The sequence below is a fragment of the Flavobacterium lotistagni genome, from assembly GCF_011392125.1.
In the GTDB taxonomy this organism is placed as follows: Bacteria; Bacteroidota; Bacteroidia; order Flavobacteriales; family Flavobacteriaceae; genus Flavobacterium; species Flavobacterium lotistagni.
The window spans coordinates 236,957-250,393 of sequence record NZ_JAAJBU010000002.1; the positions used below are offsets into that span (position 1 = coordinate 236,957).

General features: G+C 41.6%; 10 protein-coding genes and 1 pseudogene. 6 read left to right on the top strand and 5 right to left on the bottom strand.

Annotation, left to right across the window (positions count from 1 at the left end):
• The first annotated feature begins 19 nt into the window (after positions 1-19).
• Positions 20-2,209, top strand: a complete 2,190-nt coding sequence (locus tag G4D82_RS03795; RefSeq protein WP_166334675.1) for a tetratricopeptide repeat-containing hybrid sensor histidine kinase/response regulator — start codon at positions 20-22, stop codon at positions 2,207-2,209.
• Here G4D82_RS03795 and G4D82_RS03800 read toward each other — a convergent pair.
• On the bottom strand, positions 2,206-3,018 hold the full coding sequence (locus G4D82_RS03800; RefSeq protein WP_166334678.1) for a purine-nucleoside phosphorylase: 813 nt from the start codon (positions 3,016-3,018) through the stop codon (positions 2,206-2,208). The genes G4D82_RS03795 and G4D82_RS03800 overlap by 4 nt on opposite strands.
• Positions 2,990-4,021, bottom strand: a complete 1,032-nt coding sequence (gene lpxK / locus G4D82_RS03805; protein WP_166334680.1) for a tetraacyldisaccharide 4'-kinase — start codon at positions 4,019-4,021, stop codon at positions 2,990-2,992. Before lpxK ends, G4D82_RS03800 begins: the two co-directional genes overlap by 29 nt.
• A 57-nt stretch (positions 4,022-4,078) precedes the next feature.
• Here lpxK and G4D82_RS03810 point away from each other — a divergent pair, with 57 nt between their 5' ends.
• Genes G4D82_RS03810 through G4D82_RS03825 form a run of 4 tightly spaced genes read left to right on the top strand, consistent with a single transcriptional unit; the run spans position 4,079 to position 7,433 of the window.
• The gene (locus G4D82_RS03810) at positions 4,079-4,648 is read left to right on the top strand and encodes a hypothetical protein (protein ID WP_166334682.1); all 570 of its coding nucleotides are present in this window, start codon (positions 4,079-4,081) and stop codon (positions 4,646-4,648) included.
• Between the two features lie 9 nt (positions 4,649-4,657).
• Positions 4,658-5,752 (top strand): Nif3-like dinuclear metal center hexameric protein, encoded by a 1,095-nt coding sequence (locus G4D82_RS03815; RefSeq protein WP_166334684.1) that lies wholly within the window; start codon positions 4,658-4,660, stop codon positions 5,750-5,752.
• Between the two features lie 3 nt (positions 5,753-5,755).
• Positions 5,756-6,535, top strand: coding sequence for a zinc ribbon domain-containing protein (locus G4D82_RS03820; RefSeq protein ID WP_166334686.1), 780 nt, complete (start codon positions 5,756-5,758; stop codon positions 6,533-6,535).
• Positions 6,536-6,581: 46 nt separating this feature from the next.
• Positions 6,582-7,433, top strand: coding sequence for an alpha/beta hydrolase (locus G4D82_RS03825; RefSeq protein WP_166334688.1), 852 nt, complete (start codon positions 6,582-6,584; stop codon positions 7,431-7,433).
• A gap of 206 nt (positions 7,434-7,639) precedes the next feature.
• Here the strand turns inward: G4D82_RS03825 and G4D82_RS03830 are convergent, their stop codons facing one another.
• From G4D82_RS03830 to G4D82_RS03840, 3 genes are all read right to left on the bottom strand, one after another.
• Positions 7,640-9,031, bottom strand: a complete 1,392-nt coding sequence (locus G4D82_RS03830) for a di-heme oxidoreductase family protein (protein WP_166334690.1) — start codon at positions 9,029-9,031, stop codon at positions 7,640-7,642.
• A gap of 68 nt (positions 9,032-9,099) precedes the next feature.
• A complete protein-coding gene (locus G4D82_RS03835) occupies positions 9,100-10,161 on the bottom strand; it encodes an imelysin family protein (RefSeq protein WP_166334692.1) in 1,062 nt (353 codons plus the stop codon).
• Positions 10,162-10,181: 20 nt separating this feature from the next.
• The gene (locus G4D82_RS03840; RefSeq protein WP_166334694.1) at positions 10,182-11,528 is read right to left on the bottom strand and encodes an autotransporter outer membrane beta-barrel domain-containing protein; all 1,347 of its coding nucleotides are present in this window, start codon (positions 11,526-11,528) and stop codon (positions 10,182-10,184) included.
• 996 nt (positions 11,529-12,524) lie between these two features.
• On the opposite strand from G4D82_RS03840, the pseudogene rluF reads away from it, so the two are divergent.
• A pseudogene (gene rluF, locus G4D82_RS03845) lies at positions 12,525-13,376 on the top strand (23S rRNA pseudouridine(2604) synthase RluF); the annotation flags it as partial.
• Positions 13,377-13,437: the final 61 nt, after the last annotated feature.

A 13,437-nucleotide genomic window follows, 5' to 3' on the forward strand; every position in this document is an offset into this window, starting at 1 on the left:
AATAACAGCCATTCACTTTATGAGGTATTTATTAGTATATTTTATTTTAGCCACTTCCCTTTTATCTGCACAAAAGCCTTCTAAAAAAACGGCCAAAGTGGACAGCGTCGCTTATTATATTGAGCTGTCGAATTTCAACATCAAAACCAACAACTACAAGTTCTCGCTCGATTTTGCGCAGAAAGCCATCGATTACGCACACGCCAAAAAAGATGTGAAATCTGAAGCCTATGCCAACACCGTTTTGGGCGGAATTTACTTCGAACTTAAAAAATACGACGACGCCATCGAATCGTACTACAAAAGCGTTTCGTTGTACAATACTTTGAAACCTTCGTCGCAGCAAGCATTCTGTTATTATCAGCTTGGGTTGTGTTTCATGGAAAAGGAAAACTACTTGCTGGCCGAAAACAATTTCGACAAAGCCAAAACCATTTACACCACCATCAAAATCCCCGATGCGATTGAGCTGCTGAACTTGCAGAAAGCCATAGTATACAAAGCCAAGAAGCAGTACAAACTCGCCATTCCGATATTGAACCAAATCATTGCCAAACCTGATGAGAAAGACCTCTCAAAAACTAAGGCTGAAGCCTTGTATCAAATGGGAACGATTGAACTCGACAACGCCCGCAGCAACTTGGCGCTCAACTATCTTACAAGAGCTTATGCGCTAAATGCCAAAGACAAAAATGCTGAACAGCAATCGGAAATTCTATACGCTTTGAGCTTGGTTTACGAGAAATTGCTCGACATCAACAAAGCGCATTTTTACCTTAAAAAACACTTGGCATTAAAAGACAGTATTGCAGCCCTGAACAGCAAGAAACTCGGTGCCGAAGATTATGTGCAGTTCAAAGACAACGAGCGGCTCAAAACCATCGAACAACTCGACAAAGAAAACAAGGAACAGCAAAAAGCCAATAAAGTAGCTAAACTAATCAGTATTCTGGCCATTGCGCTGATTTCGATTCTGTCACTTTTGAGTTTGTCTTTATATAAGAATAACATCATCCGGAACCAATCGAATTTGCTACTCAAAGAGAAAAACAATGAACTGCAGGTGGCTAAAGAAAAGGCTGAAAAAGCTTCGAAAGCCCGAGCCGAATTTCTTTCTACGGTGAGCCACGAATTGCGAACGCCGCTGAACGCCATCAACGGAATCACGCACCTTTTGATTGAGGAAAACCCCAAGCCAAGCCAGATGAATTACCTGACTTCGCTGAAATTCTCGGGCAATTATCTACTCACATTCATCAACGAAATTCTCGAAATCAACCGTATCGAATCGAGCGCCATTGAAACCGAAAACCTCAATTTCGATTTGAAAATGTTGCTCAAAAACATCCAAAGTTCACTCAAGGAGTTGGCTTCGATCAACAATAATGCTTTCACCATAGAGATTGACCCGACCATTCCTGATTTCTTAATTGGCGATCCAACCAAACTTTCGCAGATTTTCCTAAACCTGATTAACAACGCATTGAAGTTTACTAAAAACGGGGAAGTCAAAGTAATTCTGAGCACGAACGAAATCAACGAAGAATTCACTTCTATTCATTTTAAAATTCTCGACACCGGAATTGGAATTCCCGAAGAAAAAATTGAATCTGTATTTGAAAGTTTCTCACAAGGTTCTATCGAAATTAATCGAAAATATGGCGGCACCGGATTGGGCTTATCGATCGTAAAAAAATTGGTCGATATTCTCGGCGGCAAAATCAAACTCGAAAGTCAAGTCGGTAAAGGTTCGGCATTCTCGTTTGATTTGAGTTTCAAAATTGGTAACGCAGAGCCACTTTTGACTGAAAAAACCGGTGATTTCGACGACAGTATTCTTAAAGACAAAAAGGTATTGCTGATTGAAGACAACAAAATCAACCAGATGATTACCAAGAAAATGGTCGAGAACAAAGGCATGATTTGCGAAGTCATCGACAATGGTGAAGATGCAATCGAAGCCGTGAAAAACAACGTTTATGATTTGGTTTTAATGGATGTGCATTTGCCCGGAATTAACGGAACCATTGCTACACAGACCATCCGAACCTTCGACAAGAAAACCAGAATTATTGCCTTGACCGCGATTTCACTCAACGAAAACCGCGAAATGTTGATGTCTTTTGGAATGAACGATGTGATTACCAAACCTTTCGACCCGAACGAATTCTATCAAATCATTACGGCCAATTTGCAAAAAAAGGTTTAATAGGATAGTATCAACTCTTTGATTAATGCCCTAACATGCGGCTCCGCACCTTTGGCAGCTTCAAGTACTTCAGCGTGCGTGATGCTTTCAATACTGTCTTCGTTGCCCATATCGGTAATGACTGAAATCCCGAAAGTTTCGAGTTCCATGTGGCGGGCGACAATCACTTCGGGCACCGTTGACATGCCGACACAATCACAACCGAGCGCTTTAACCATGCGATATTCTGACATGGTTTCGAAAGTTGGGCCTTGCAAACCTAAGTAAACTCCGTGCTGAACTTCTATACCTAATTGCGCAGCTAGTTCTTCTGCTTTGGCTATCATTTTACGGCTGTAAGGTTCGCTCATATTTACGAAACGCGGGCCGAACCTTTCATCGTTTTTGCCTCGAAGTGGATGTTCGGGCATCATGTTCACGTGGTCTTTGATGAGTACGATCGACCCTACTTTATAAGTATTTTTCACTCCGCCGGATGCATTGGAAACAATCAATTTATTGACACCGAGATACTTCATCACACGCACCGGAAAGGTTACTTCTTTCATCGAGTAGCCTTCATAATAATGGAAACGGCCCTGCATAGCAACGACTTTCTTAGCACCGATTGTTCCGAAAACCAGCGCGCCTTTATGGCCTTCAACCGTAGAAACCGGAAAGTTCGGAATTTCATGATAAGGCAAACTATATTCGATTTGGATATCATCGGTGAAACTGCCTAAACCCGAGCCTAAAATGACTCCGTATTCTGGTGTGAAGCCAGTTTTTTCCTGAATATACTTAACGGTTTGTTGTACTTGTTCCCACATAATTTAAAATAATTTGGTTGAAATCGTTGCCTTGCGCCACAAACGAGGTTTTAATCGGTAGATAAAAAAGGGCATCTGTTGGCAAAGCGTCTTTTAATCTTACATAATCTTTCTCGGTGGTCACTATAGGCTGGTTAACTGCTTGTTTTTTTATGTTGTCGATGTCTTGCGCGCTGAAATCGTGGTGGTCCGGATAGGTCAATGCGATATCACCCGAGCGTTGCAAATATGCGAAAAATGGTTTGGGTTTCGCAATTCCGGCAACGAGTAATTTTGGCTGGGTTTTGATTTCGGCTACTTTCCTTTTTGTTCCTTTACTACAGACAACATCGTCATAAGCAATCGAAGTAAAGAAAACCGAAACAGTGTCTTTTTTATACTTCCTCATTTTGTCTTTAATTTCTTGCCGAGCAATTTCAGACAAATTCTCTGGACATTTCGTGACAATTATCAGGTTGGCGCGGATGGCTCCGGATTTGCTTTCCCGCAGGTTTCCGGTTGGCAGCATTACATCGTCGGTGAACAAATCATCGTAAGCGGTGAGTAAAATGTAAAATCCGGCTTTGACCCTGCGGTGTTGAAACGCGTCATCGAGCAATATTACTTGCGGCTTTTTATTTTGAGACAACAATCGTTCAATGCCATTTTTACGATCGGCATCAACGGCTACTTGAATATCGGGAAATTTCTGCCAGATTTGAAATGGCTCATCGCCCAAAGTTTGCGCTGTAGCGGTAGCATCGGCTAAAATAAAACCCTTCGTTTGTCTTTTGTAACCACGGCTCAAAGTAGCTACTTGATAATGCTCAGACAACAATCGAATCAAGTATTCAATCATCGGTGTCTTTCCGGTACCGCCAACACTGAGATTTCCGACAACTATCACCGGAACGTCGAAACCGTTTGATTTAAACCAGCCTTGGTCATAGAAGAAATTCCTGATTGCAGTCACGCAACCATATATCAAGGCCAACGGAAAAAGTAATTTTCTGAGCAAAACCATAGCACGAAAGTAGCGTTTTTTTATCTTTGAACGAAAATATATCAGCAGCTGACCGTTATGAAATTTCATTCTATCACTTTGCTTTTATTGCTACTATTTCCGAGTAAAGCTTTGCGGGCTCAGGAAAATGACAATGCCGCCATCCTGAAACAGATTTTGTCAAAGTATTACGCCAACGAAAAAGTTATTGCTAAAGGCCGATTGCAACTGCTGAGTTTCTACTGTCAGAAAGCACCAAACAACGAGGAATTGCTGGAAGTAATCGCCAAAAATGATTTCATTAAAAAGAACGCCGACGAGATCAAGAAGCAAATTTTACCACAGCTCAAAGAAGATTGGAGTGCCGCATATAACATTGTTTTTGACAACCAGAACCAATACCTGAAAACAAAAGTCAACGCTTGTTTATCGTTTGAAGAATACCAGAAAGTTTCCGAACGCTACGGCGAGAACAACCAACGGCTGATGATTGTCAGCAAGCCGATTTACTTCGCTAAGGGCAATTTTGCGCTGGTGAAAGTAGCTTTTTACCGCAGCATCGAACACAATAGTGGCAGTTATCTTTTATTTGAAAAAAACAACGAAATCTGGACCATCAAAGAGTATCTGAATGCTTGGTCTACTTAAAATATTCCTATGAAAATCAAAGAAATCCTAGCCGTTCTTGAAGAAATGGCGCCGCTCGCTTATGCCGAAGATTTTGACAACGTTGGCCTGCTTACCGGAAATGCCGAAACTGAAGCAACAGGAATCTTGGTTTGCCACGACGCGTTGGAAAGTGTTATCGATGAAGCGATTTCGAAAAATTGCAATTTGGTGGTTTGTTTCCATCCGATACTGTTTTCTGGTTTGAAGAAAATTACCGGAGCAAATTACGTTGAGCGTTCCATCATCAAAGCCATTAAAAACGATATTGCGATTTATGCTGTTCATACCGCGCTAGACAATCATCAAAATGGCGTGAACCGGATTTTTGCCGAAGCTTTGGGTTTGAAAGACATTAAAATTTTAGTCCCCAAATCGAACTTTATCCGAAAACTTATCACTTACACTACGCCCGAAAACGCCAAGCAAGTGCGTCATGCATTATTCGAAGTCGGCGCAGGAACCATCGGAAATTACGACAATTGCAGTTTTAATTCTGAAGGATTTTCCACCTATCAAGGCAACGAAAACAGCAACCCAACCGTAGGCAACAAAGGTGAATTGACGCAAACTGGCGAAATCAAAATCGAAGTCACTTTTGAAAAACACTTAGAAAACAAAATGCTCAAGGCTTTGTTTGCGAACCATATTTATGAAGAAGTAGCTTACGAGATTTACACGCTGGAAAACGAGCATCAAAATATTGGTTTGGGCGCCATTGGAACGTTCGAAAACCCGATGGATGAGCAAAAATTCCTGCAACACGTCAAGCAAAAAATGCAAAGCCCAGCGATTCGGCACAGTGATTTTACCGGAAAAAAAATCTCGAAAGTGGCTGTTCTAGGCGGTTCGGGAAGTTTCGCAATTAAGAATGCCATCAAAGCCGGAGCCGATGCTTACTTGACCGCCGACTTGAAGTACCACAATTTCTACGAAGCTGAAAATCAGTTGCTTTTGGCCGATATCGGACATTTTGAAAGCGAGCGTTATACAAAAAATTATATTGTTGATTTTCTTCAGAAAAAAATTCCTAATTTTGCCATCGTTTTATCAGAAATGAATACCAATCCAGTTAAGTACTTATAAGCTATGACGAATACTAAAGAAATGAGTGTTGAGGAGAAATTGAGAGCACTTTACGATTTGCAATTGATTGACACCCGAATCGATGAAATCAGAAACGTAAGAGGAGAATTGCCTTTAGAAGTAGAAGATTTGGAGGATGAAGTAGCCGGCTTGATTGCGCGTCAAGACAAACTAAAGAAAGACTTGGAGCACGTTGAAGAACAAATCAAAGTGAAGAAAAACGCTGTAGAAGACCACCAAGCAGCAATTAAAAAATACAGCAAGCAACAAGACAGCGTGCGCAACAACCGCGAGTTCAATTCGTTGACTAAAGAAATCGAGTTTCAAGAATTGGAAATCCAATTGGCTGAGAAACAAATCAAAGAACTCAGAGCTTCGATGGAGCACAAAAAAGAAGCAATTGCTTCCTCTAAAGAAAAACTTGAGGCCAAAATGCTGCACTTAAAGCACAAAAAAGCCGAACTTTCAGATATCATGGCCGAAACCCAAAAAGAAGAAACTTTCTTAATGGAAAAATCAGCCGAGTTTGAAGGTCAAATTGAAGAGCGTTTATTAAAAGCCTATAAAAGAATCCGCTCCAGCGTTCGCAACGGTTTGGCGGTAGTATCGATTGAAAGAGGAGCATCTGCTGGTTCGTTTTTTACCATTCCGCCACAAACGCAAGTGGAAATTGCCGGAAGAAAGAAAATCATCACCGACGAGCATTCAGGAAGAATATTGGTAGATACCGCGCTCGCCGAAGAAGAAAAAGCCAAAATGGAGCAATTGTTCTCCTTGATGTAATAATCACACAGCCTCGGTTTTCCGGGGCTTTTTTATTCCTACCGTTTTGAAAAAGTTCCTGCTGACCAAATCTGTCGGGCTCTACCTGAACCTTTTGAGCTACGTTGCTCCGGCGAAAGCATTCAAAATCGCTTACAAGTTTTTCAGCCATCCGCGCGATGGTCGGCTTAGTAAAGAAAATTTATCCGCGTTTTTGCAAAGCGCCGAGCATGAAACGCTAAGACTCGACGAGCACGACATTCAAACTTACCGCTGGGCTCCAAACCAATCAGCAGCCAATGAAAAAGTAATCCTGCTCGCCCACGGCTGGGAAAGCAATTCTTGGCGTTGGGAAAAACTGCTGCCACATTTATTGCAAGTAGGATTTACACTCGTTGCTCTAGATGCGCCGGCACACGGGCTTTCGAGCGGCAAAGAATTCAACGTACCATTATATGTTTCGTTTATTGATTTGGTGGCCAAAAAGCACCAACCACAAATCATCATCGGGCATTCTTTGGGTGGCATCGCGGCAGCTTATTACCAATTCAGGCATCCGAACCATCCGCTGCAAAAAATGGTTCTGCTTGGCGCACCTTCTGATTTTAGTGTTATCCTGAAGAATTATATCAAAATGCTGAGCTTGAACCGCAAACTTCATCAGGCTTTTGAAGATTATACCCTAAAGCGTTTCCAAATCGAAATTGCCGATTTCTCAGGACAAAAATTCGTCAGCGGCAGCCAACTCAAAGGCTTGATAGCCCACGATGAGCAAGACACGATTGTGCTGTACAAAGAAGCCCAGAAACTCGCCTCAGGTTGGAAAAATGCTACGTTGATTTCGACTTCTGGTTTGGGCCACAGCTTGCATGACGAGGAATTGAACCAGAAAATCGTAGCTTTTTTATTGGAAAATTGATTCGCTAAAAGTTGTCGGTCGTCAGTTATCGGTTTGTATACGGAAAGGTGATTTGCAGTTTCTAAATTGAACTTCCTTGGAGTAATGTACTTGTTGGCAGTTGATTCCACAATTTAAGCGAAAGCTGACAGCTAGTTCCCAGCACAAATCCAACACCACAACCGACCACCGACGACAGCTGACGACTGACTCCCGACGACTGACAACTACAACGAATTAATAAACTCTAGCAATGCAGCTCGATCTTGGGCCGGTAGCTGTTTGAATTTGTTTTTCGCGCTCAACGCTTCTCCGCCATGCCACAAAATTGCTTCGGTGATATTTTTGGCCCTTCCGTCGTGCAAAAAATGAGTATGCCCGTTAACCACTTGGGTCAGACCAATTCCCCACAGTGGGCGGGTTTTCCATTCGTTTCCATCGGCTAAAAAATCGGGGCGGTGATCTGCCAAACCTTCGCCCATGTCGTGCAACAACAAATCAGAATAAGGGAAAATAGTCTGGTTGGCCAAAGCCGAAATCGAAGCGTGACCTGTTTTCATTTTTGGAATATGGCATTTCGCACACTGGATTTCTTCGAAGATTTTTGCGCCACGACGAACCGTTTGATGGGTCAGATTTCTCGGCGCTGGAACCGCAAGTGTTTTGCAATAGGCGGCCACTTGGTGCAAAATAGCATCTGGCAATTCCGGATCATCACCTAGCCCATCTTCGCCGTTGGTTTGCCCAAAACCTGTTTCGATGGGTTTGAGGTAACTCGTTATGCCCATATCTCCGTTGTAAGCTCCGGCACATTGCTCTAATATCGTTGCAGTATTCGCTTTCCAGCCAAATCTTCCCAATTGGATAGTTCCCGAAACGGCATCAAAAACATAATTGGCTTTGCCTGAAATTCCATCGGCATTGACATCGTAAATATCTTGATTCTGAAGAATATCTTCCTCGGTAATAGCTTCAAGTAAACCCAAACCGAAAACAGGCGAACCGATTCTTGGAGAAATCAGCGCATTACCCGGAAAAGGAATATAGGTGTCTATTAAGGAATAGTTTGGTTTCTTGAGAATCACTTGTGTTCCATCGGCAAAAACTTCAACCACATCCTGAAAGGTTACTTGAAATTTTCCCTCTGGCTGATAGCCAAAAATCGCTTGGTTTTGAATTTGTGTTCCGAAGCCGGGAACTGGAATCGAACCGCCATTCTCTAACTGCCCAGGCAAACTCACCCGAAAAAAGAAACCGCTTTTGGCATTTAGATTCGTCGGAAATGCGGCTCTTCCGTCTCTGGGATGACAGGAAACACAGGAAGAATTATTAAAAATCGTTCCCAAACCTTGATTGATCGATGCTGGTGCCGTAACAAAAATGGCTTCAAAATCAACATCGCCTGCTAGATGATCGCTTAGGTCTGAGGCGCTTAAATTGGGTGCTGGTGTACTAAATGAATTACTCGATGTTAAAAAAACCGTAGTTTCCCCACCGGCCATCAAACGGTCGTTAAGTGAAGGCAAATCTTCGTAGGCTGATTCGGATTCGTTATCGGAACATGAAAAAAATAAAGCTGTTAAAACCAAACAAGCGAAGTATTTTAAAGGAGAATTCATTTCAAAAAATTTAGTAATGCCTAGCCATTTAAGCGCATCAATTATAACCTAATAAGCCTAAAGGCAGTTTACAAATTAGAAATCAAAGGCTGCAACTGTGATTCTAAAACCACTTTTAACTCAGCCACCTTTTGTTGGGCATTTTGCACCGCGCTTCGGTGGTTGAAAATCGCATCGGTAAAAGTGCCCGGAATCGCTTCAATTGCACTGATGGCTTCTGTAATTTTCGCTTTGATGTTCGCATCGGTTGTAGCATTCTTGGATGCCACCAAATCGGTGAGTCCTTTTCCTTCTATAGAGGCAAAATCTCCTAAATAAATGTTTTGAATGCTTCTGATGTTGTTAGCGAAATCCAATTTAGAATTATTGCTGAAACGCGACTCTTCATCTTGCGGACTCGCAGCACCATTGTTACCATTGAGCGGCGTTTCGATCTTCCCTGTTGCTACTTCGTCTGAAATAATGATAATGCCTTCAACCAATTCTAAAAGTGCATCTTTTTGAGAAGTATAAATTGAACCTGATTGACCGGCATTGACAAAGTTATTGGCAAAATTTCCTTGCGATTGCAGCCATCCGTAATACAATTGCTGGGTTTTGCTCTGCAAATTTTGGGCAGCCGCCACTAAATACTCCAGTTCTCTTGTAGTAAGCTCACTTGCGGTTTTGTTTCCGCTTAATCCCCAAATAAAATATTCAATCGTGTGAAAACCTCTCGCATCGTCATTCTCTAGCAATGTAGAAGTAATTGCCTGCGAACTATTCAAAATATTATTAATGGCGTTCACATCAACCGGCCAAGAATCAATAGCTGGATCGATGCCTTCTGTATCAACCGGTCCGTATAAGAAGCCTTCCGATTTTTCCCAAGGTGCGCGTGTGGCGACCCAAGCATTCTTCACTGCTGTCAACTCCGCTTCATCACCAATAGAAAGATTCTGACAGGCTGTGGTTAAAGCCACCGAATTGTTGTAAAGTTCACTGTAAGTTGCAGTGATTACATTGACCGATGTATTGGTTAGTATTTCTTTGTTTAAAGCGCTATCTGGGTTTGCAGTTTCGCTGTCATTATTGCTGCAGCTTGCCAATAAGAGTGAAGTGAAGCCAAAGATAAATAGGTTGGTTTTCATAATGTTATTTAGTGTATTAATTAAAATTCAAATCCGATTCCTAAGGAGAAAGTATTTTCCTGTTGCTTTTTGCCAGTATAGAGAAGTGTATTCAAATCATAGTTTTCAGATCCGAGCCTTCTGTTGGAATACTGGGCTTTAATAGTAATTTCTTGGGCAATAAACCAATTCAATCCGGTGGTGATTGTACTTCTTTGCCATCTTGGGTTATCAATAACGCTTCCTTCCACCTCGTGCATAGAATCGTAATAATCATATCTGAAAAAAGGATATAACATATGCTGTTTGAAGTTCGAGAAATGATGCAGTACCTCATAGCCGACTTCTGTTGTAAAACCAACAGCATTTTTTCCTACTGGAGTTCTTTTGACTCCTAGATTATTAGATAAATTGGCATTTCTCTGGGATACGATGTTCGAGTTCTCTAAGTTGCCGTAAATTCCAACGGTGTATACTCTTAGTGGAAATTCATTGTAAGTAAAATGTCCTTCTAACATCGTCACGTAAGCGGTTTCCTTGAGGTCGTTTTTGGGCCGGTTAGCCGCTGAATCTCCAATGTATGCTGACATTCCCACATAAGTATGCTTGTGTCTTCCGAACTTATAATCCAGACGCAACATTGTAGCAAACGCCTCGGCAGTGGCCATTTCAAAACGCTCTTGATGCCCATTTTTAATCCAACCGCTGGAATTGAAACCGGAAGAATCCAAACCATTGGTCAGGGTGAAATAATAGTTGAATTTTTTGGCGAATGTACCGTAAAAACCAATCCCGATTTCGTACCAACCCAGTGGTGTTAGCATGTTTTCCATTTCCTGACGGTGCGTGGTGAAATACTCGTCGGGATCATCAAGGCTTTGTGCTAGATTGAACAACACTTTAATTCGACCGGCTTTGATGTTGAAATGGGAATTGATTTTAAAGTCGGCATAAATTTGCTCTAATTTTATGCTACCGCCTTTTTCAATTTCTTGCTCGAATTCGCCAAACTCTTCTTGAGTATCGTAGCCAATTGCCGCACCTGTTCCGCCATGCTCAAATTCAATTTCTGAACGAAAAGAAATCCAATCATTGAATTCGTATTCTGGATATATATTCAAACGCTCCGCATCGATTTTATCTTTTAATTCCGGATCAGTATCATAATCGTAGTGGTAGTAATTTACAGCAGAATATCCGTGTAACGAAAATTTATCTATACCATGACTACTTGCATTTTCGGTGGTTTTTGATTGATTTTGGAGTTCGTTGAGCAGTTCTTGCTTAATTTCAGCTTTCAGTTTTTTTAGTGCAATGCTGTCTTGACTGACTTGAGAAAATAGCGAATGAGAAACAATAATCAACAGGCAGTATTTGAAGAATTTCATCGGGTCAAAAAGTTTTCGCAAAACTACTTTATTATTTATATTAAATCCAAATAAAAAACAAAATTATTTTTATTTATTCTAAATAACACTAAATCATCTGGGCATTTTGGTTCGTTTACGGAAAGTTGATTTTTAGAGGCTTAGCTAGACCGCTTCGCTGTTAGATTGTTTACGGAAAATTGAAATGTAGTTTCATAAAGTAATTTTTTAGAAAGAATTACTAGTTGACCGTAAATTCCACAATGGTCACATTCAACATACAACATTTAACATTCAACATAAAAAATAGCCGTTAATTCCACGATTTGAGCTAATAGCTAACAGCTTTCAGCTATTGCAACACCGTTAATTCCACAATGATCACATTCAACATACAACATTTAACATTCAACATAAAAAATAGCCGTTGATTCCACGATTTGAGCTAACAGCTAATAGCTAAAAGCTGACAGCTAGTTCCATTACAACTCACGACCGAAGACTGACTACCGACGACCGCCAACCAGTCTTGCGTGAGGGATAGAGCGATTGTCTGAGCTCTTTTTCAACGACATGCAATGGCGATGAAAAAAGCGAGTGCGATAGCCCGGCGGCGGCGCGATAGCTCAACCAAAAAAACATTATGGAATGCCGCCGACACGCCCAAAACAATTGATTAAAGATTGAAGATTTTTGATTTTTCGATTCCGGAAAATTGAAGTGTAGTTTCTAAAAGTAATTTTCGACAATTGAGTACTTGTTGACCGTTGATTCCATAATTGTCACATTCAACACTCAACATTTAACATACAACATAAATAATAACCGTTGATTCCACAATTCGAGCTAACAGCTAATAGCTAAAAGCTGACAGCTAGTTCCCAGCACAATTCCAACACCACAACCGACCACCGACGACAGCTGACGACTGACTCCCGACGACCGACTAACATCAACTGAATAAACGATTTTCACCCCACAACTCAATTGCAACGCAGAAAAAATTACCTTTGCTGCATGGAAGCACCACTGAAAAGACTCAATAAATTTATTGGAGAAACCGGTTACTGCTCGCGCCGTGAAGCCGATGCTCTCATTGAAGAAGGCCGCGTCACTGTCAATGGCGAAGTGGCGGTAATGGGCTTGAAAGTCAGCTCGGCAGACGAAGTTCGCATTGATGGCAAACTCATTCGCGACAACAAAGAACAATTGGTTTACTTGGCTTTCAACAAACCAGTGGGCATTGAATGTACGACCAATCTGGATGTGCCGGAGAATATTGTCGACTATATCAATTACCCCAAACGCATCTTCCCTATCGGACGACTTGACAAAGCCAGCGAAGGGTTGATTTTCATGACCAATGATGGCGATATCGTCAACAAAATCTTGCGCGCCAGAAACAACCACGAGAAAGAATATACTGTAACAGTCAATAAACCTATTACCAGTCGTTTTATCGAGCGCATGGGCAATGGCATTCCGATTCTCGATACGGTAACGCGCAAATGCAAAGTAGAGCAAATCAGCAAATACATTTTCAAGATTATCCTCACGCAAGGCCTGAACCGCCAAATCCGTAGAATGTGTGAATATTTGGGTTATGAAGTAACGGCACTCAAAAGAATCCGAATTATCAATATTTCGTTGGATGTGCCGGTAGGCCGTTACCGCGAATTGACCGAGGCAGAAATCACGCAACTACAACAACTCATCGAGCCTTCAAGCAAAACCGAAGAAGCGAGTTTGCCCAAGGTCGAAAAAACAAAAAGTGACGAGCCAACGCGGTACGAACCGAGAAAAAGAAACCTCGAAGCGCGAGTGAATTCCGGACGAGAAACCCGGTCGCGCCAACCCTTTCCAAAGAAAGACGATGGTGAAACTAAGCCAGCACGGAACTTCGAAAAACCCAAAAGAGAAAAAAACGAAA